The organism is Abyssibacter sp., assembly GCF_964229365.1.
Taxonomy (GTDB): domain Bacteria; phylum Pseudomonadota; class Gammaproteobacteria; order Nevskiales; family OUC007; genus Abyssibacter.
On sequence record NZ_CAXRDQ010000021.1, the window covers coordinates 20288 to 39945 of the forward strand.

General features: G+C 64.3%; 15 protein-coding genes. 12 read left to right on the plus strand and 3 right to left on the minus strand.

Features of this window, described 5'->3' with window-relative positions; genetic code table 11:
- Nucleotides 1–66: 66 nt before the first annotated feature.
- The 4 genes from cheD (at nucleotide 67) to ACE1EY_RS02890 (ending at nucleotide 3689) form a co-directional block, all read left to right on the plus strand.
- Entirely contained in the window at nucleotides 67–633 is a 567-nt protein-coding gene (gene cheD, locus ACE1EY_RS02875; protein ID WP_370299454.1) for a chemoreceptor glutamine deamidase CheD, read from the plus strand.
- Nucleotides 633–1676 carry a chemotaxis response regulator protein-glutamate methylesterase gene (locus ACE1EY_RS02880; RefSeq protein ID WP_291515191.1) on the plus strand — a complete coding sequence of 348 codons (1044 nt, stop codon included), beginning with the start codon at nucleotides 633–635 and terminating at the stop codon, nucleotides 1674–1676. Before cheD ends, ACE1EY_RS02880 begins: the two co-directional genes overlap by 1 nt.
- Nucleotides 1677–1877: 201 nt before the next feature.
- Nucleotides 1878–3059, plus strand: coding sequence for a methyl-accepting chemotaxis protein (locus tag ACE1EY_RS02885; protein ID WP_370299426.1), 1182 nt, complete (start codon nucleotides 1878–1880; stop codon nucleotides 3057–3059).
- Nucleotides 3060–3152: 93 nt separating this feature from the next.
- The gene (locus ACE1EY_RS02890; protein WP_370299427.1) at nucleotides 3153–3689 is read left to right on the plus strand and encodes a histidine kinase; all 537 of its coding nucleotides are present in this window, start codon (nucleotides 3153–3155) and stop codon (nucleotides 3687–3689) included.
- A gap of 41 nt (nucleotides 3690–3730) precedes the next feature.
- Here ACE1EY_RS02890 and ACE1EY_RS02895 read toward each other — a convergent pair whose 3' ends face one another.
- The gene (locus ACE1EY_RS02895; RefSeq protein WP_370299428.1) at nucleotides 3731–3952 is read right to left on the minus strand and encodes a hypothetical protein; all 222 of its coding nucleotides are present in this window, start codon (nucleotides 3950–3952) and stop codon (nucleotides 3731–3733) included.
- Between the two features lie 107 nt (nucleotides 3953–4059).
- On the opposite strand from ACE1EY_RS02895, the gene ACE1EY_RS02900 reads away from it, so the two are divergent.
- The 7 genes from ACE1EY_RS02900 (at nucleotide 4060) to ACE1EY_RS02930 (ending at nucleotide 12824) form a co-directional block, all read left to right on the plus strand.
- Nucleotides 4060–4395 (plus strand): DUF2834 domain-containing protein, encoded by a 336-nt coding sequence (locus ACE1EY_RS02900; RefSeq protein WP_370299429.1) that lies wholly within the window; start codon nucleotides 4060–4062, stop codon nucleotides 4393–4395.
- 61 nt (nucleotides 4396–4456) lie between these two features.
- Nucleotides 4457–8941, plus strand: a complete 4485-nt coding sequence (locus ACE1EY_RS02905) for a response regulator (RefSeq protein ID WP_370299430.1) — start codon at nucleotides 4457–4459, stop codon at nucleotides 8939–8941.
- A complete protein-coding gene (locus ACE1EY_RS02910; protein WP_291514950.1) occupies nucleotides 8938–9759 on the plus strand; it encodes a protein-glutamate O-methyltransferase CheR in 822 nt (273 codons plus the stop codon). Before ACE1EY_RS02905 ends, ACE1EY_RS02910 begins: the two co-directional genes overlap by 4 nt.
- Nucleotides 9749–10348 carry a chemotaxis protein CheB gene (locus ACE1EY_RS02915; RefSeq protein ID WP_291514951.1) on the plus strand — a complete coding sequence of 200 codons (600 nt, stop codon included), beginning with the start codon at nucleotides 9749–9751 and terminating at the stop codon, nucleotides 10346–10348. The genes ACE1EY_RS02910 and ACE1EY_RS02915 overlap by 11 nt, the downstream gene beginning before the upstream one ends.
- Nucleotides 10349–10385: 37 nt before the next feature.
- Nucleotides 10386–11663, plus strand: coding sequence for a diguanylate cyclase domain-containing protein (locus ACE1EY_RS02920; RefSeq protein ID WP_291514952.1), 1278 nt, complete (start codon nucleotides 10386–10388; stop codon nucleotides 11661–11663).
- 86 nt (nucleotides 11664–11749) lie between these two features.
- Nucleotides 11750–12265 carry a hypothetical protein gene (locus tag ACE1EY_RS02925; RefSeq protein WP_291514953.1) on the plus strand — a complete coding sequence of 172 codons (516 nt, stop codon included), beginning with the start codon at nucleotides 11750–11752 and terminating at the stop codon, nucleotides 12263–12265.
- 157 nt (nucleotides 12266–12422) lie between these two features.
- Nucleotides 12423–12824: an MAPEG family protein gene (locus ACE1EY_RS02930; protein ID WP_291514954.1), complete on the plus strand. Its 402-nt coding sequence runs from the start codon at nucleotides 12423–12425 to the stop codon at nucleotides 12822–12824.
- A 307-nt stretch (nucleotides 12825–13131) separates the two neighbouring features.
- On the opposite strand, the gene ACE1EY_RS02935 is transcribed toward ACE1EY_RS02930, so the two are convergent.
- On the minus strand, nucleotides 13132–15819 hold the full coding sequence (locus tag ACE1EY_RS02935; RefSeq protein ID WP_291514955.1) for a serine/threonine-protein kinase: 2688 nt from the start codon (nucleotides 15817–15819) through the stop codon (nucleotides 13132–13134).
- Nucleotides 15820–15854: 35 nt separating this feature from the next.
- On the opposite strand from ACE1EY_RS02935, the gene ACE1EY_RS02940 reads away from it, so the two are divergent.
- Nucleotides 15855–17543: an acyl-CoA dehydrogenase family protein gene (locus ACE1EY_RS02940; RefSeq protein WP_370299432.1), complete on the plus strand. Its 1689-nt coding sequence runs from the start codon at nucleotides 15855–15857 to the stop codon at nucleotides 17541–17543.
- 27 nt (nucleotides 17544–17570) lie between these two features.
- Here ACE1EY_RS02940 and mnmD read toward each other — a convergent pair whose 3' ends face one another.
- Nucleotides 17571–19442 (minus strand): tRNA (5-methylaminomethyl-2-thiouridine)(34)-methyltransferase MnmD, encoded by a 1872-nt coding sequence (mnmD, locus tag ACE1EY_RS02945; RefSeq protein WP_370299433.1) that lies wholly within the window; start codon nucleotides 19440–19442, stop codon nucleotides 17571–17573.
- Nucleotides 19443–19658: the final 216 nt, after the last annotated feature.

Below are 19658 nucleotides of genomic sequence, written 5' to 3' on the forward strand. Positions count from 1 at the left end.
GCGATCTGTGCCGAGCCGCTGGACCGGCGCTTCGATCAATGGGCAACTGCAGCCGAGTCGGCGCCGATGCGCTACCACGACCGCGGGTTCGACACCCCCGCGATCAAGCTGCTGCCGGGCGAGCTTGTGGGGACGGATGACGACGCCATGCTGGTCACCATTCTCGGCTCCTGCGTCGCAGCCTGCCTATGGGACGATGTTGCACAGGTCGGGGGGATGAACCATTTCATGCTGCCTGGGGATGCCGGAGACGGCACGGGGTCAGGGCGCTATGGCGTGCATGCCATGGAGTTACTGATCAACCGCTTGATGGCGCTGGGCGCTGCGCGATCGCGGCTGCGCGCCAAGTTGTTTGGTGGTGCGGCGGTGATTCGATCAATGACACAGACCGAAGTTGGCGCCAGCAATATCGCCTTCGTGCAGCAGTATCTGCGCACCGAGGGCATTGCCGTGCTGGCCTCCGACGTGGGTGGGCCCTGGCCGCGACGCGTGCATTTCTTTTCGGGCAGCGGGCGCGCCTTCGTCAAGCGGCTGCCGGTGATCGAGGCGCGACGGATTGCCACCGACGAAGACCAACACCGTCGCCGCCTGCAAACCCATGTGCCGGATGCCGGCAGCGTCGAATTGTTCTGATGGCCACCCGCGTTCTGGTTGTTGATGATTCCGCGCTGGTCCGGCAGGTGCTCGGCGAATTGCTGGATCAGGCCGGCGACATCGAGGTGGTTGGCACCGCGCGCGATCCCTTCGACGCGCGCGAGAAAATCAAGGCGCTCAACCCGGACGTGTTGACGCTGGATGTCGAGATGCCGCGGATGGACGGGCTGACATTTCTCGACAATCTGATGCGGTTGCGGCCGATGCCGGTGCTCATGGTGTCGTCGCTGACCGCACGCGGCGCCGAAATCACCCTGCGCGCGCTGGAACTCGGCGCGATCGATTTCGTCACCAAACCGGAGATCGGCGTTGCCGACGGCCTGCGGGCCTATGCCGACCTGCTTTGCGACAAGGTTCGCGCGGTGGCGCAGTCTCGGCCCCGGCAGCGCCAGCAGGCGGCGCCGTTAGTAGAGGCTGCGGTGGCCCAGGCCTACCGGACGACGGACCAGCTGATCTGCATCGGCTCATCCACCGGTGGCACCGAGGCGCTGCGCTGCGTGCTGGAACGCATGCCCGCAGACGCGCCTGCCATTGTCATGGCGCAGCACATCCCGGTGGCCTTTAGCGCCTCGCTCGCCCAGCGGCTGGATGGCGTCTCCGCGATGCGTGTCTGCCAGGCCAGTGATGGACAACCCATCACCCCCGGACATGCCTATCTCGCGCCGGGCAACCAACATCTGCGCGTGGTGCGCAGCGGTGCCCGCCTGATCTGCCGTCTCAGTGATGATGATCCGGTGAGCGGACACAGGCCGAGTGTGGATGTGCTGTTCGACTCGGTGGCAAGGGCATGTGGGCGCAACGCGGTCGCCGTGATGCTGACCGGCATGGGCACCGATGGTGCGGCCGCGATGCAAACGCTGCATCGGGCCGGTGCACGTACTCTGGCGCAGGACGAGGCCAGCAGCGTGGTCTGGGGCATGCCCGGCGCCGCCGTGCGGCTCGGCGCCGTGGACCGCATCGTCTCGCTGGACGCGATGGCGCAAGCAGCCCTGGATGCCACCCGGCAGCAAGCCGTCGCCTGACGGTCGGCGCTGGCCGGGCGCCGGATCACGTGTCGCGCGTATCGGTGTTGTCCACCTATGGACCGACCAAATCGCACTCACTCCGCCTGGGCTTGCGCGAAAACCGGCTCCGTCTTGGTGGTGGGAATAGATCAGTGCTTCCTAAAGCTCCCGGCATTGCGGCCGATAGATCCAGCGTTCACGGAGTCTCGGAGACCACGCATGTCCACGCCCGATTTCAAGATCCTGCTCGCGCTGGCCGGTTTGACGGTCGCCCATGTCATCACCGCGCTGTCTGGCGCGCCGGCGATCTTGCTGTGGTCCACCACCGCCGGGCTGCTCGGAGCGCTGGCCTGGACCGGCTGGTCGATCTGGCAGCGCGTACATTCTGTGGAAACCCACGAGCAGACCCTGCGGCAGAACCAGACCCTGCTGGATGAACTCGGCGGCTCGGCGAAGAACGAGATGGGCGAGGTCCGTAACGAAATCCATCGCGTCAACGGTCTGGTGCGTGAGGCGGTGTCAGAACTGGGCAGCAGCTTCAGCGCCATCAGCCAGACCTCACGAACCCAGCAAGAGGCCGTGGGCAGCCTGCTGGCACAGACCTCGGACGATGCCGGTGTCAACGTGCGTGACTTCGCGGTGCGGGCGGGTTCGCTCATCGAGGAGCTGGTCACGCTGATGCACGAGGAGAGCCAGCGCAGCGCGTCGACGCTGGGCCAGATCGATCAGATGAACAAGCAGCTCGATGCGATCTTCGAACTGCTGGAGGATGTAAAATCCATCGCCGACCAAACCAATTTACTGGCGCTGAACGCGGCCATCGAGGCCGCACGCGCCGGCGACGCCGGGCGCGGTTTTGCCGTGGTGGCCGAGGAAGTGCGCAGCCTTTCCGAGCGGTCTACTTCCTTTAACGAACAGATTCGAGGGCTTGCGCATAACGCCCGTGATGCCATGTCGACCGTGCGCCAGACGGTACAGAACATGGCGACCCGCGACATGGAGGCGAGCAGCCAGGCCAAGTCGCAGGCCGCGCAACTGGTCACCCAGGTCGAATCCATCGATGCCAAGCTGTCCAGCGGCATCCACCGGGTTTCCGACTGCCGCGAGCAGATCGAGGCGGCGGTGCAGAAGGCGGTGCGATCGTTGCAATTCGAGGACATCGCGACCCAGGCGCTGGGCTCGGTCGGTGATCATCTGGATCGCCTGGAACACATCAGCCGCGAGGCGCTGGTGCTCACCGGCCTGCTGCCCACCAGCGCGGCCAATACCAGCGATGAGCGAGTGCGCGAACTCAAGCAGTTCAACCAGCGGATACAGCCGGCGCGCGAGCAGTGGAAGCAGACGCCGCATCACCCGGTGACGCAGGAATCGCTGGACGAAGGCAGCATCGAGTTGTTCTGACCTTGCCCGAACGAGCCGGATCGCGCCGGGGCCTGATGCGCCCTCGGTAGGTCATGGCATAGTGCCCACCCTCACGCCGTCGAGCCTGGATCATTGCCCGACTCCATCGAACAAGCATTGGAACAATTGCTGCGTGATCGCCAGAGCCTGGCGTCCACGCTGCATGACGACATTGCGCAATCGCTGACGCTGGCCGTGCTGTCGCTCAAGCGCATGGCGGCGGCCCCACCGCAACAGATGGCGCTCGCAGCGCTGGACGAGGCGGTCGGCCAGGTGCGCGGTGCCACCGTCGCGTTGCGACCAAGCCTGCTGGATCAGGCAGGGCTGTTGCCTGCGCTGCGGCTTTATTGCGAATCCGAATGGGGCCGCGTGTTGCAGACCGAAGGCGAGCTGGATACGTCGACATGGACCGACGCGCAGCGCGGGCGCTGGTACTGGGCCTGCCAACAGTTGCTATTGATCGGCGACACCGTGACGACCGTTGTCGCTGACACGTCGCCCTCCGGACCACGGCTGGGTTTTCTGCCGTGGAACTCGTCGCCAGACGCGGTGGGCTGGTTATCCGATCTCGGCCTCGTGGCCGCACAGGAAGGCGACCGACTCTGGGTGTCGGCAGGTCCGAACGGATAATCTCGTCGCGGCTCTGACGGCCGACTCCGCTCTTTCCCGCGCTACGTAGAGCCGGGTGGCTGCTTCTCGCGATTGAGGCGGCCCAGTTCGATAACGGTCGGCACGATGATCAACAATTCCCAGATCAGAATGACGGCAGCGACGCCAATCACGCTCAGCGCGGCGTCACGGCTGGCCAGCCACGGCAGCACGGCATGACCCCACAGCGCGTTCATGCCCAGCGTGAGCAATACGCAGCCGGGCGTGCCGATTACACCCGCCATGAGCATGCGTTTCCGCCATGAGAATGACCGGGTCAGCATATCCGCCTGACAGGCTAAAACGGTACAGTCACTCGATCAGGTCGTTCGACAAACCTCGGGGAGGCAGGATGCCGGATAGTCTATTTCGCGGGTTGGTGCTGGCTGTCGCCGTGCTTTTCGCTGGCATCTTCGCCGTGGTCGTCGTGCCGCCGCTGCTGGTTCAGCCCGATGTCATGGCCGCGGCGCTTGCCGGGTTCGTCAACCCGTTCGCGGCGGGATACGCCACCGATGCGATTCTGTGCTGGTTGTTGCTGGTCATCTGGGTGATTCACGAGCGCCGGACGCTGGGCGTTCGGCATGGCTGGATGTGTCTGGTCCTGGGTATTGTGCCCGGCGTAGCAACGGGGTTTGGGCTCTATCTGCTGATGCGCTCGGTGCAGATGCGCGATCGATCGCCGGCATGACCGGCCCTTCGATCGCGGCGCCGTCATGCGTGTCGACAACAACGATGCAGGGGATGTTTTCGTGAGTTTGCGATTAAAGATGCTGGTATTGGCCGCTCTCCCGGTTTTGCTCGCCGCGGTGGGTGTCGGCTTGGCCCTGTCGCCGATGCGGGTGGCGCAACAGGTGGCCGGCACCGTGGTGGTCTACGGTGAAGGCATTGGCTATGTCCGCGATATCGGCCATGCGTTGGTTCAGCGGCGTGACGCCCAGTTGATGGCTGACGCCAGCGGCGAATCGGTCAGCCCGTTGTTCGATCAGCGTTTGCAGGAACGACTGGAGGCCTTCGAAACCTGGCTGAGCCAGCAGGACGGCCTCGGCACCATGCAGACCGATTTCGGCGCGTACCACGCGACCGTGGCGGCGCTGGCTCGCTCGGCTCTGGCAACGGGCGACACCGGAGGTGCGCGATCGGTCATCGCACGCTTCGAGCCGTCGATTCACCAGACCGCACGCCTGATGGACCGAGCGGCGGTCGTCATTGAGGACCCGCAGGCCTCCGCGCAGTCCAGGGAGATGGCGGTGTTGTACCGGTTGCGATCCAGCGCGAATCTGGTCGCGGCATTGCTTGAGTGTGCGGACGCCCGCGAGGCCGTGACACCGGATATCGCAATTGCATTGAACGTGGCCGCCAACGCCATGGTCGAGCGCGCGGGTTTGTACAACCTGCTACTCACGGATGCGCCAGGGAACCTGCAGGTGCACCCGACCTTGGACGCCATCAACGACCTCGGCTGGCAGACGATGATCGACGATGCCCAGGCGCAACAGGAAGTGCGCGAGCTCACCGCCGAGCTATTGAACGCGCTGGGTTACGGCGGCTTTATCCATGCCTTTAAGAACTACGTGCTGCGCGGCGCCGATCGCTACCGGGAGACGATCGAGAACCGGGTCGAGCGCGCACACGCCGTGCTGGACCGCATGGATGACCAGGCGCGGTTGGCAGGGCTGGCCGCCGAGACGGTCAGTGATGTGCGCCGAACCGTGGATGCTTACTACGCGCAGCTTGATGATGTCCGGCAGGCACATGCTCGAGGCGCGCTGCCGTCGGAGATCGACGCCCTAGTGCGGGTCGATGATGCGCCGGCCCTCAACGCGATCGCCAGGCTGACTCGTTGGGAGGCCCCGCTCGCGCCCGATGCACGTGTTCGGCTTCGCGAGCGAATGGGCACAGGGTTCGATTCGGTTGGCGCGGCACTGAGCCAGGCCATGGTGCAGCGCGCCGACACGCTTTATTACAGCGCGGACCGGGCGTTCCGAATTACGTTGATCGTCGGTGGTTTGGTTGCACTGCTGGTGATCGCCATCGGCGTATCGACATTCCGTCGTCTAAGCGGTGGCCTGCAGAATTTCACTGCCGATCTCAAGCATGTCACCACCACCGGTGCGCTCGATCTGCTCAGTGATGGGCGTGAGGTTCGCTCGGACGAGATCGGTCAACTCGAAATCATGGTGCGCCGCTATAACCAGCGCATCGCGGAGCTCGCCGACTCGGCACGGGCGCTTGCCGAGGGTGACACGTCGACACTGCCGGAGCCTCTGGGGCCGGATGATGTGCTTGCGCATGCCCTGGTATCGCTCGGCCACTCGGCGCAGGCGATGGAACGGCAGGCGCAGAAGATTGCCGACGGCGACTACCATGCCGCGGTCGCGGTGCGCAGTGAGCGCGACACGCTCTCGCTGGCGCTCAATGCCATGGCCGAGGCGCTGTCCGGTTACCGCGTCGCCGTGGATGCATCTGCCTGGCGGGCAGGCGGTCAGCTTGAAGTGTTGCGCGCCATGCGTCGGCCTCGCTCGGCCACCGAGCTGTCGGCCTCCGTCGTGGACACGTTGTTGCGCTTTCTGGAGGCGGATGTCGGCGCGTTTTACGTGGTGGTGGAGGACGGCTTGCGACTGGAGGCACAGTCCGGTCTGCCCGACGGCATCGACTGGCCCACACGCTTTGATCCCGACCAGGGCCAGCTGGGGCGTGCCTTGAGCGAAACGCAAACGCGCGTGCTGACCGAGCTGCCCGCAGATTATCTGCCGGTTGTGTCCGGGCTTGGCCGCACCGCGACTACCACCGTGACCCTGACGCCTCTGCGTGGGCAGGGCCGGGTGGTCGGATTGCTGGAACTGGCATGGCGGCGCTCGCCGCCCGCCGATGTTGCCCTGCTGCTCGACAGCGTAGGCGAGTCGATCGCGCTCGCCATGGACGCGATCCAGGGCAAGGTCCGCACGGAGCAATTGCTGGAAGAAACACGGGCGATGGCGACCAAGCTGGAAGAACAGCAGGAAGAGCTGCGCGTCTCCAATGAAGAGCTGGAGGAGCAGACCCAGGCGCTACGGCAATCCGAGGAAGAGCTGAAGCAACAGCGTGAGGAACTGCGCACCAGCAACGAGGAACTCGAAGAGAAGAGCGAGGTGCTGTCGGCCGAGCGCGCCAAGCTGGAGGAGACCGCGGAGAGCCTGCAGCGCGCGACGCAGTACAAATCCGAGTTTCTGGCCAACATGTCGCATGAGTTGCGCACGCCGCTCAACAGCATGCTCATCCTGTCCAAGCAGCTGGCGGACAACGAGGACGGCAACCTCAGCGACGATCAGTCGCAGTCTGCGCGTGTGGTCTACGAAAGCGGGCGCGATCTGCTAACGCTGATTAATGAAATTCTGGATTTGTCCAAGGTGGAAGCCGGGCAGCTCGCGGTGCATCCGGAGACCTTTCCGTTGTCGGGAATGCTGGGGACGCTGGAGCGACAGTTTCAGCCGATGGCAAAGGCGAAGGGAGTCGAATTCCGGATCGAGCGCGACCGTGAGCTACCGGCGCAGCTGCACACCGATACGCAGCGCCTTCAGCAGATCATTCGCAACCTGATTTCCAATGCGATCAAGTTCACCAGCACCGGTTCGGTGACGCTGAAAGTCGGCAGGCCCGATGCCACGATGCCGCAGCCGAAGGGTCCCGATGGCCCGTGGCCGGTGGAGCAACTGGTCGCCTTTTCGGTGATCGATACCGGTATCGGCATCGATCCGAGCAAGCTCGAGGACATCTTCAACCCCTTCGTACAGGCCGACGGCTCGACCAGCCGGCAATACGGCGGAACGGGCCTGGGTTTGAGCATCAGCCGGGAGATGTCGTCGCTACTCGGTGGTGTCATTCATGCCACGAGTCAGCCTGGTGTTGGCAGTACCTTCACCACGATTGTTCCGCAGGCCTTCAACGGTGACGCGCCGGATCTTTCGGCGCCGATGCCGCAGCCTGTGGTCAGGCCTGTCGTGCCTCCGGCGCCGCAAGACACCGCTGCGGCATCGGTCGCGCCGCAGGTGCCGGATGACCGGGCCGATGTCACCAGCCCCGGCGACAGCGTGCTGGTCATTGAGGACGATGTGAGTTTTGCCGCCATCGTGCGCGACCAGATTCGTGATCGCGGCCGCAAGGCATTGGTCGCAACCGATGGACGCAATGGCCTTGCGCTGGCAACCCAGTATCGACCCCAGGGCATTATTCTCGATCTGCATCTGCCGGACATGGGTGGGCAGGAAGTCCTCGCCGCGCTCAAGCAAAGTCTGGAGACCCGCCATATTCCGGTGCACATCGTCTCCTCGGCCGACAAGTCGGTGCAGTCGCTGCGCATGGGCGCCGTCGGCTTTCTTGCCAAGCCGGTTTCACTGGAAGACCTTGCCGAGGCCTTGGGCCGGGTCGAATCCGCCCATGACGAGCGCCGCCGCGTGCTGGTGCTGGAGGATGATCCCAAGGCGCAAACCGCGATTCGCACACTGTTGGAGAACGATCAGACGCAGATCGAGGTCGAGGGCAGCGGTGAACGAGGGCTGGCGCTGGTGGCCGCAGAACACTTCGATTGCATTGTGCTTGACCTCAAGCTGGACGATATCGACGGCATGGAGTTCCTGCAGCGATTGCGCGCAACCGAGGCCGAGGCGCATCCGCCGGTGGTCATTTACACCGGCCGTGACCTGACCCGCGAGGAGCATCGGGAGCTGTCGGCGCTGGCGGAAAGCGTCGTGGTGAAAGGGGCGGAATCGCCGGAGCGCCTGCTCGATGAGGTCACGTTGTTCGTCCACGCGCTGAACGAGAAGTTGCCGGATCAACAGCGCCAGATATTACAGCGGCTGCATGATGGCCCCGGCGTGTTTGACGGCAAGCGGGTGCTGGTGGTCGACGATGATCTTCGCAACACCTTTGCCCTGTCGGGATCGCTGAAGAAGAAGGGGTTCGAAATCCACATCGCCGACAACGGTCAGATGGCGTTGGACAAGCTGGCGGAGCTGGGGTCGGTGGACCTTGTGCTGATGGACATCATGATGCCGGTCATGGATGGCTACGAGGCGATGGGCAAGATGCGTGCGGATGAACGTTTTGCAAATATTCCCGTCATCGCGCTGACCGCCAAGGCCATGGCGGAGGATCGCCGCAAGTGCATCGAAGCCGGCGCCAACGACTACTTGACCAAGCCCATCGACATGGATCGGCTGCTCGCCATGATCCGAGTCTGGCTGGGTCGGGCCGCGTGATCGATCCCGACGTTCTCAAAATTGAGACCGATCTGGTCGTCACCGCGCTGCACCAGCGCTACGGCCTGGACTTTCGCCAGTACTCCCGTGCTTCGCTGGAGCGCCGGCTGCAGGGCCTGGTGGAAAAGCTGGCGCTGGACCATGTCACCGACCTGATTCCCCGGCTGCTGCACGAACCGGGTTTCGTTGATCGCATGGTCAATGGGATCGCCGTTAACGTGACGGAACCTTTCCGCGATCCCGAATGCTTTGCCGCGATCCGAGAGCATGTATTTCCGGTGCTTCGAACCTATCCGTATTTCAAGATATGGCATGCCGGTTGTGCGTCGGGAGAGGAGGTGTACTCCATGGCGATCATGCTTCGCGAAGCCGGCCTGCTGGATCGCGCACAGATTTACGCGACCGACATCAACACCGATGCGCTGGCCCGCGCCCGCGACGGCATCTACACCAGCGAGGCGATCGCCCGCGGCGAGAAAAACTATCTGGCAGCGGGCGGGACAGGCCAGCTGGCGGACTACGTGCTCCAACAGTACGGCTCGGCGCGGTTCGCGAACTCGCTGCGCGACAACATGGTGTTTTCGCAGCACAACGTGGTGTCCGACGAGGTCTTCGGCGAGATGGTGCTGGTGCTTTGCCGCAACGTGCTGATTTATTTCGAGCGCGATCTGCAGAATCGCGTGGTGGATTTGTTTCATCGCAGCCTGGCCCACCGAGGGTTCGTCGCGTTGGGCGCGAAGGAAAGCATGACGCACCTGGCCAGCGGGTCTGACTTCGAGTGTCTGGACCGCCACGCGCGGCTCTACCGTGCAGTTTGACGCCATCGTCATCGGTGGCTCCCACGGCAGCTTCGACGTGCTGATGAACCTGTTCGCGAGTCTCCCGCGGTCGGACATGCCACCGATTTTCGTGGTTATCCACATCCCCAGAGACAGCACGCAGGATTTCGTCACGCACTTCAACACGCGTTGCGGTTGCCGGATGGTCGAGATCGAGGACAAGCAAGTGCCCGAGGGTGATCGCGTCTACCTGGCTCCGGGCGGTTATCATGCGCTCCTCGAACGAGACCGCCGGCTGAGCTTGTCGTCCGATGAGCCGGTGAATCACGCTCAGCCATCCATTGATGTGCTGTTCGAATCAGCCGCCGTAGCCTACGGCAACCGTTTGCTGGCGGTGTTGCTCACCGGAGCCAGCAGCGATGGCGCAGCCGGCATGGCGCGCATCGATGCGTTGGGAGGAACCACCATCGTTCAGGATCCGACAACAGCGCGATCGCCCGTCATGCCGAAAGCCGCGCTCGCGCTGATCCGGCCAGACCATCTGGTGGCGCCCGACGTATTGGCCGATACGATCCGAGACTTGGTAAGCGGCGCACAGCCGCGGGGAATGATGCATGGGGATGGATAGCCGGGCGGTTGACGCCAACCGACCAAAAGTTTTGCTGGTGGATGACGTACCGGCCAATTTGCTCGCCTACAAGGCCATCCTCGGGAGGATGGGGCTGGAGTTGCATGAGGCTGCATCGGGCCATGAAGCGCTGGCGCTGGTGTTGCGCCACGAATTCGCAGCCATTCTGATGGATGTGCAAATGCCGGAACTCGATGGTTACGAGACGGCCGCGTTGATCCGCGAGCATGCCAGCGACACGCCCGTTCCGGTGATTTTCATCACCGCGGGTGATCGCAGCGAAGCGCGCGAGTTTCGCGGCTACGACAGCGGTGCCATCGACTACCTGTTCAAGCCCGTCAACGACAAGCTGTTGATCTCCAAGGTTCGTGTGCTGACTGAACTGTGGACGCACCGCCGCAAATTGGCCGAGGCCAGTGATGCGTTACGGCGCGTCAATGGCCAACTCAGCGGCCTGTTGCGCGGCGCCGCCGAGGGTATCGTCGGCCTGAACGCGCAGGGCACCATCGAGTTCAGCAACCCGGCAGCAGCGCGCCTGCTCGGTGTCGAAACCGCGGCGTTGCACGGCCGGTCGGTGACCGATTTGTTGAGTGACGTGCTGCGGGACCGGGTCGGGGCCGATTTCGTCAGCGGCGCGATGCGCCGGGCTGCACGGGAAGACGGCATCTACCGCAATACGCAGACCGAATTCAGCGTGGACGAAGCACCTGCTGTGCCGGTGGCATTCAGCTTGTCCGCCATCGAGGCCAGCCAGCAGCAGGACCCCGGTTTCGTGCTCGTATTCAACGACATCAGCGATCAGCTCAGCGCGCAGGAAGCCTTGCGTCGTAGCGCCGAGCACGATGAGCTCACCGGGCTGCCGAATCGCCGAATCTTCCAGCGCCACCTGGCGCAGTGCGCGGAGGGCGGCGACGACCAGCCGTTCGGGCTGCTCTATATCGATCTCAACGGCTTCAAGCCGATCAACGATCAGTTCGGCCACGATGCCGGCGATGCCTTGCTCAAGACCCTGAGCTGGCGCATGGCACGGCTGCTGCGGGGTGGTGATTCGGTCGCACGCTTGGGCGGCGATGAGTTTGGAGTCGTGTTGGCCAGTTGTGCGACCGCGGAGCAGGCGTGTCAGATCGCCAGCCGGTTGCTGGACACGATCAAGGCGTCGGTCGTGATCGATGGCTTGGAGCTGTCCTGTGGGGCCAGCATCGGCGTGGCGATGTTCCCCGAGCACGCCGCGACCGTAGACGATCTGGTCAAGGCCGCAGACGCCGCGATGTATCAGGCCAAACGCGGCAGCGAGGGGCCTATCCAGACGGCCTGATCATCCACGCGGACGCTCGGACTTGCGCACTGACGGACTACTGTATATAAATACAGTTATCGGTTGCTGGCAGGTCAGGGAGAGTGATGATGCGTGGGATTCGGCGAAACATTGGGATCATGGGCGCGACCGCGTTGCTGTTGACGTCGGCCACGCAGCTCGCGGCGCATTGGGGTGGTGACGAACAGGATGCCGCGCTTCGCGACTACCGCGCCGCAGTGGACGCAGCCGAGCCTTACGTGCAGGGGGCGATGAGCCGCCCCGATGTCGCTTTGGCTTACGTGGCACCTCAGTTTGATGGCCAGATTCCGGCACGTTTGTCCGACACCGATAAGCTGCGGTTGGCTTGCCGATTGGTCGAGGCAGGCGACCAGCGCTATCACCGCTATCTGGAACTGGTGCAGTTGCGGGTGAGGATGCAGGCCCAGTCACGCCCGCTACCCGAACGCATGTCGGCTGAGCTGACGGAGCTACGGCAGCCGCCGATGCAGCCTCGTCACCTGGTTCGAAGCCGCGCCCTGCTGGATGCCTGTGATCGTCGGGCCGATGCCGAACTGCTCGCCGCGCGATCCACCGTGCGCCTGGCAGATCGCGCCTCCTGAGGCTCACGGATGGTCGAGAACCGCAGTCGCGGTTCGGTGTAGACAGCCAGGGGCGGGTCCAGGCGGGTAGGTGCGTCGGTTTTCATCCAGGGTTAGGCTCTGACGCGAGTAGGAGACCGCCTCAGCGGGAGGCGGGACACTCAGGGAGGAGATACCCATGACTGCACTAACGGCCTTGGCCTATTTCGCCGGCATTACGCTGGTTCTGCCATTGATCTACGCGGGCTATCGCGTGCCGCTGTTGATGACTGGCAAAAAACCTGCGGACCACTGGACGCGCGGGCGTCCGGAGGATGATCCAGGATTGATCATCCGGCTCAAGCACGCGCACATGAACTGCGTTGAGAACATCGGCCCATTTGCGGTCGTCGTGCTGATTGCGGTGTTGACGGACAAGACGCTGGTGACGAACGCGGTTGCCCAGTTTGTTGTTTACGCGCGCTTGGTGCAGATTGCGGCCCATTCGATCGGCACCTCATTTGCGCTCGTCTCGGTGCGAGCGACGATGTACATCATCCAGGTGTTTCTGATGCTCTACATGCTCTGGAGCTTGTTCTAGCCGGGCGTAGCACCAAACCGCCGGCAACTGTCGCTACAGCACTGGCGCAGGTCGGCTTCCAGAAAGACACGGATCGTGGCGGGGCCAGGTCCTGCCCCGGTTCTGTGTTGGATGGATGTGTTGGTCGTCTCCGCCATCGCTCGGCTATGGCGGAGGCTCTCAGACCGCAGGCGACAACCCAGCTCCGGTGCCGGCGTTCTTGATCCGCTTGGACACCCCGCTATGGCTTTGCTGCCGAGCGACCCTCTACAGCCTGTTTTCAGGCGCAATCCGACTCCAACATGCCGGCCTTGGCGATGTGAGTAGATTAAATTGCGGCTTCCGCCCGGATCTGCTCGGCGCGCTTGTAGATCGCGTGTTCCGTGCCGAATTGCTGCTCGAGTTCAGTGATCGCTGCACGGATCAGTTCGGAGCCTTGTTCGGTCTCACCTTGCGCCACCAGCGCGCGACCCAGTTCGCAGCGGAGCAGATGCACGCGGTAGTGGTGCTCGCCATGCAGCGACTCGCGAATTTGCAGGGCCTTTCGGAATCGCTCGGCCGCGTCCGCATCGCCGCGATAAAGTGCCAACCGGGCCCGGTAAGCGAATGCCTGCGCCAGATGCGGACGGCCGGGTTCGCCGGTTTGCTGCAAGGTTTCAATGCTGCCGTCCAGCGTTCGTTCGGCCAGTTCAAAGTCTCCGCGTACCGCCATCGCATGGCCGCGCAGCACCCGGCAATCGCTGCTGTAGATGTCGTTCTGCGCCCCTGGGTTCACCTCCAGCAAGGTGCGTTCGAGCTGCGCCACGGCGTCGTCGTGCTGTCCCGATTGCAGTAATACCAGGCCGCGCTGACAGCCGAGTGCCGTTGTGAGCTTGTCTCCGACTTCGCCGTACTGACGGGCCATCGGGAGCGCTTGATCCACTGTCGCGAGTGCATCGGCCAACGCACCGTTGTCCATTTCCACCATCGACAGATTCAGCAATTGACGGGCGACGGCCGCCGATGGGCCGTAAAGCGACTGTCGCAGCTCGGTTCCGCGACGCATTCGGCTCGCTGCCGTGACCAGATCGCCGCGTTTGCGTGCAATGGCGCCCCAGTTGCTGAGGGTGTTCAAGGCATTGACGGATTCCGTTTGACCCAGCGCCTCCCAGACTTCCCAGGTCTGCTTGCTGACGGCCTGCGCCGCCTCCATGTCGTTGTTGTAGAAGTGCGCGACCACGAGGTTGCTCAGCACGATGGCGGTCTCCTCGTGATTGCGGCCCCAATGCCGGTCCGCGCGTCGCAGCGCATCTTCCAGCACCGCTGCGGCCTGTGCCGGCTCGTTGTTGAGGCGGTGCAGCCGGGACCGCATGGACGCGGCATGGATGAGTTCGACCTCGTGGGCTTTTGGCATTGATTGCCAATAGGCATAAGCGTCGTTGAACAGCGCCGTCGCTGATTGTGCATCGCCGGTTTCGAAGCGGATCTGCGCCAGATCGAATTGGCTGAGGGCGCGGATGTCGGCGGGCACGGCGGACGAGGCGTTCGTGGCGACTCGCTCGAGAATCGGCTCCGCACGCTTCCAGTCGTCCATGGCGTAGAACACCGAGCCGATCATGCGCAGGGCAGCCGCCTGACTGGCCGGATCGTCCGCCAGCTCTTCATCCAGCTGCACCAGCGCGTTGTCGAGCAGGCCGACGGCGGTGAGCGGTTCGCCGGTTTCATTCCGGCTGCCCGCCGAACCCAGCAGGCGCGCCATGGCGTCGCGCATGCTCGCCACGCGGGCGGCGTCGCGTAACGCGATATCGCGTTGAACCGCTGCCTGCTGTGCGTAGATGGTCGTCGCGGTCAGGGCGGTGATCAGCAATGCGACAAAAGCAGCCGAGGCGGCAACAGCCAAGCGGTTACGTCGGACAAATCGACCGACCACGTACCGTCTGGCTCCGCGACGTGCGGTCACCGGCCGCAGTGCGAGCATGGCTTCGATGTCTTCGCGCAATGCCAGGACACTGGGATATCGAGCGTCCGGTTCCTTGCGCAATGCCATGGTGCAGATGGCATCGAGGTCCGCGGCGATCGACGGATCGCGCAACAGAGTGTTGTCCACACGGCTGGGAGGCGCCGGGATCGCCGTGAGTACGCGGTTGATCGCGGTCGGCAATGCCAGCCCATCCAACTCCTGCGGAGGCCGACCGGCGATCAGCGTGTACAGCACCGCGCCGAGGCCATGTACGTCGGTGGCGGTCGTGATCTGACCACCGGCCAGTTGTTCTGGGGCTGCATAGTTCGGGGTGTACAGCGCCTGGGTGAGCTGCCCGTTCAGACCGCCGGACTCATCGATCAGGGATGCGATGCCGAAATCCAGTAGTTTCGGGGTGCCATCGTCGCGAACGAGGATGTTGGCTGGCTTGATGTCGCGGTGAATCACCAGATGCTGGTGGGCGTAGATCACCGCGTCGCAGACCGCCAGGAAGAGCTTCAGCCGGTGTTGCAGCGAGAGCTGGTTCTGTGTGCAGTAGTCGAGCAGGGGCAGCCCGTCGACGTACTCCATGGCCATGTAGGGATGGTCGAGTTCGTCCACGCCCCCATCGAGCAGGCGGGCGATATTCGGATGATCGAGATCTGCGAGGATTTGTCGCTCGCGCTGAAATCGGGTCATCCGGTCCGCATCGCGGGTCGGTAGGCGCTTCACCGCGGCCTGTTGCTTGTACTGTTCATCGGACCGGTTGGCGAGGTAGACCTCACCCATTCCGCCACGGCCCAGCGGGCATTCGATGCACCAGATGCCGATGGAGTCGCCGCGGCCCAGCGAGTACTCGATGTCTGCCGGTGACGGGTTCGAGGTGATCGGCCCTGACGCGGGCGACTCGAGAAAGTCTCCGGCGTTGCGGTCGGCCTCGATCAGGCGTTCCACCGCGCTACGCAGCGCCGGGTGGTCTGCGCACAAGCTATCCAGCAGATCACCACGGCGTGATGGCGGTGCATCCATCACACGGTCGAAAACCCGTTCGATCTCACCCCAAGTGGCGTCTTTCATCCCCACGCGCTCGCTGTTGAGCTCAGCCCCTCCCCATGATCCACTGTCGCCCGGTTTTGCTCAAGAAATATGCCATGCCCAATGTCCAGGATCTGACTCACGCGGTCATCAACCAGCCCCCTGAATTCATCCACACGAATCTGTACGACGGCGATCAGGCGCTGCGACATTGGGTGGACAGCCTGGGTGGCAGCTGGGGTGCGGAGCGTCTCAGCACCTATGGTCAGCTGGCCGGCGGACGGCTGATGGAACTGGGATTCCAGGCCAACGCGCAGCGCCCCCAGCTGCGTTCGCATGACCGCTTCGGGCACCGGATGGATCAGGTCGAGTTTCATCCGGCGTACCACGAGTTGATGGCCACGGCGATCGCTCACGGCATCCCGTCGCTGCCCTGGGCGCAGCCCGGCGACGGCGCGCAGGTGGTCCGCGCGGCATTGATGTACCTGCATAACCAGGTTGAGGCAGGCACTTGTTGCCCGCTGACGATGACATTCGCGTCGGTGCCCGCATTGAGCAAGCAGCCCGACGTGGCGGAGCAGTGGCTGCCCAAGATTCTGTCCAAAGAGTACGACAGTCGGTTTCTGCCGATAGCGGAGAAAACGGGCGCGACGATTGGCATGGGCATGACCGAGAAGCAGGGCGGATCGGATGTGCGCACCAACACGACCCGGGCCACCGCCATGGGGCCGGAGGGAGCGGGGCAGCCCTACGCGCTCGTCGGGCACAAGTGGTTCTTTTCCGCGCCGATGTGCGACGCCTTTCTGGTACTCGCGCAGACCGAGCGTGGCGTCAGCTGTTTTCTGGTGCCGCGGTTCCGCCCGGACGGCAGTCAGAACGCCATTCGAATTCAGCGCCTGAAGGACAAGCTTGGTGACCACGCCAATGCCTCCGGCGAAGTGGAGTTTTACGACGCCTGGGGCGTGATGGTAGGGGGCGAGGGCCGCGGCGTGCCGACGATCCTCGAAATGGTGATGCACACGCGGCTGGATTGCATGATCGGTTCATCGGGCCTGATGCGGCAGGCGCTGTCGCAAGCGGTGCACCACGCCAGCCATCGTCAGGCCTTCGGCAAGTTGTTGTGCGAGCAGCCACTGATGCAGAACGTGTTGGCCGACCTTGCGTTGGAATCAGAGGCTGCCATCGCCATGACCCTGCGCCTGGCCAGCGCACTGGATGCCGCCGCGCAGGGCGATGAGGAAGAGGCCGCATTGGCTCGTGTGATGACCGCCGTGGGCAAGTACTGGATTTGCAAGCGGACACCGATGATGGTGAACGAAGCGCAGGAATGCCTGGGCGGCGCCGGTTACGTGGAGGAATCCATCCTGCCGCGGCTTTACCGCCAGGCGCCGCTGAATTCGATCTGGGAAGGCTCCGGCAACATCCAATGCCTGGATGTGCTGCGTGCGCTCGCGCGTGAGGCCGGAGCATTGCCCGCCATCACCCGCGAGCTGGGGATTGGTGCTGCGGAAAGCCCGGTGCTGGCGGAGCGGGTGGAGGCCCTGGGCGCCGCGCTAAAAGATACGCAGGGCATGGAAGTGCGGGCGCGGAGCCTGGTCGAGGAGCTGGCCGTCTGTTTGCAGGCGAGCCTGTTGGTGCGCTCCGCCCCGCAGTTCGTGGCGGATGCGTTTCTCGCCGGTCGGTTCGGCACCGGCCGCGTGTTCGGCACGCTGCCCACAGGCCTGAACCTGGAGGCGCTGATCGACCGAGCCCGCGTGCCGCTTTGAAGGCGGCGTGAATAGATCAGCGTTTCCCTAGAGCAACTCTCCGCGCCGCAGCGCCTGAACCAGCTGCCGGCCCGGGTGCAAAGCGGCCCAGGTCGTCGCATCAACCGGTAGCGGCGCACCAGCGAGCGCCGCTGCGATCACCTCGCCACAGAGCAAAGCCGCGGTGGCACCGCGGCTGCCATGCCCGCGATGCAGCCACTGGCCGGGTTCGTATCGCGCCGCGGGGAATGTTTGATGTGGCCGGCCATGGCGCAGATCTGCGTACTGCTCCGCCCACCATGCCCGGTCGGGCACCGGGCCGACCTGCGGCATGCGGTCGGTGGTCCCGGCGCGAATGGCGGCGGCGTGTGCGGCCGGTGCCGGTTCGCGATCAAACGCGCCGGGCAGGTGATTGGACCATTCCGTGAGATAGCCTTCGGCCTCTTCGGGGCTCGGCTGCGATGCCTCGCTGCCGCGAACATGGCTCGCGCCGACGACCAACTCACCGGATTGAGGAATGCAGAGGCCGCCGCCGGCCATGGCCGGCTGATTCGTGCTGGCATGCGCGCACCGCACTGAGGACATCTGCCCTCTGGACAGGCTGACAGGGTGAGCGGCATCCCAGGGCGAAGCAGCCGCGCCGGTTGCAAGAACACATGGCTCGGCGCCGGCAGTATCCGCCGGCAACCAGCGCCGCGAGATGCGCTCAATGGCCAGGTGGTCCAGCCAAGACTGCGTCCAGACTTTCGGCGCCAGCCAGCCGGCATCGGGTATCCATTGACCACCTGTGTCCAGCTTGCGGCCCACACGCTGCGACAAGTCGTGTGCATCGATTGCGCCTGATCGGATCCGACCTTGGACATCCAGCACCGCGACACCGGTCGGATGCCAGCCGGCTGCTCCCGTGAGGCGATGCGTGGCATGGGCAAAGGCAGTGTCGTAGAAGTGCCCGCGCAGGTTCGAGGCGCGGTCGGGGTAGGGGCGCAGGATCAGGCCCGCAAGCTGGGAGGGCGCAGCCCGGGCGGGTGCGGGATCGTCGTACACGGTAACCCTGAAGCCACGCTCGGCCAGCGCACGGGCCGTCGCGGCCCCGGCCAGACCGCCACCGACGATCGATACCGCGCTGGATGACGTGGCGGTCGGACGCCGGAACCACGCTGGCCAAGCCGGTTCGGGGGCGCGCACGGCGGCGGGCCGATGTCCGCACAGCATTTCGCGCTTGCGACCAAAGCCAGGCGCCTTGGTCACGACAAAGCCGGCAGACTCCAGATTGCGGCGCACCCAACCCGCGGCCGTGTAGGTGGCGAAGGTGCCGCCTGGCCGCGTAATGCCAGCCATGGCGTGGCAGACCGCATCCGACCACATCGCCGGGTTGCGGGACGGCGCAAAGCCATCCAGATACCAGGCATCGACCGAGGCATCGAGCGCATCCAGCATGGGCTGCACCTCGCCCACCAGCAGCAGTAACCGGATGCGTCCGCCCGCGAGCACCCGCAGGTTGAAGCCCGGCTGGAGCTGCTCACAGGCCCCGGCCAGCGTGCGCATCCAATGGTCGAGTCCGGGCCACTGCGACGCCGTACGCAGCATGTCGGCCGGGCTGAGCGGAAACCCTTCGACACTGACGTAATCCAGCGTGGCGTCGCCTGGGGCGTGGCGCATCCAGGTATCGAAGGTGAGACAGGCATTGAGGCCGGTGCCGAAGCCGAGTTCCGCCACGGTGAATCGCCGGCTCGTCGCCCATCGATCAGGTAGCTGGTTGTGTTGCAGGAACACATGCGCGGACTCGGCCACCCCGGCGGCATCGAAGTAACGGTCTTGAAAGCGGGGGCTGAACGGCAAACCGTTACTCCAGTCGGTCGGTTCACCCTCGAACGCATCATCGGACATCTGCGGATTGTCGCGCACCTGCATCGGCTCCATTAATTAGGTAGACTTACGATTAACGCGAGCGGCCTGGCGGACCGCGTGAGTTCGTCCATCGGCAAGCCGATATCAGCCGCATCGACGCCGTTGCTCAAGCCGCAGGATGGTTCCCTCCCAGTATCCGCCACCGGAGCCGAAGACTTTCGCGGCAGGTCTCACCCGGCTATTTCCGCGGTCCGGCACCAGCAACCCGGTCGCCACCGCTGGCAACAC

Coding starts and splice junctions, on each gene's coding strand:
- ACE1EY_RS02940 (WP_370299432.1), top strand. CDS start 15,855: ATGATCCACTGTCGCCCGGTTTTGCTCAAGAAATATGCCATGCCCAAT.
- mnmD (WP_370299433.1), bottom strand. CDS start 19,442: ATGGAGCCGATGCAGGTGCGCGACAATCCGCAGATGTCCGATGATGCG.
- ACE1EY_RS02925 (WP_291514953.1), top strand. CDS start 11,750: ATGATGCGTGGGATTCGGCGAAACATTGGGATCATGGGCGCGACCGCG.
- cheD (WP_370299454.1), top strand. CDS start 67: ATGCGCTACCACGACCGCGGGTTCGACACCCCCGCGATCAAGCTGCTG.
- ACE1EY_RS02880 (WP_291515191.1), top strand. CDS start 633: ATGGCCACCCGCGTTCTGGTTGTTGATGATTCCGCGCTGGTCCGGCAG.
- ACE1EY_RS02885 (WP_370299426.1), top strand. CDS start 1,878: ATGTCCACGCCCGATTTCAAGATCCTGCTCGCGCTGGCCGGTTTGACG.
- ACE1EY_RS02900 (WP_370299429.1), top strand. CDS start 4,060: ATGCCGGATAGTCTATTTCGCGGGTTGGTGCTGGCTGTCGCCGTGCTT.
- ACE1EY_RS02895 (WP_370299428.1), bottom strand. CDS start 3,952: ATGGCGGGTGTAATCGGCACGCCCGGCTGCGTATTGCTCACGCTGGGC.
- ACE1EY_RS02930 (WP_291514954.1), top strand. CDS start 12,423: ATGACTGCACTAACGGCCTTGGCCTATTTCGCCGGCATTACGCTGGTT.
- ACE1EY_RS02935 (WP_291514955.1), bottom strand. CDS start 15,819: ATGAAAGACGCCACTTGGGGTGAGATCGAACGGGTTTTCGACCGTGTG.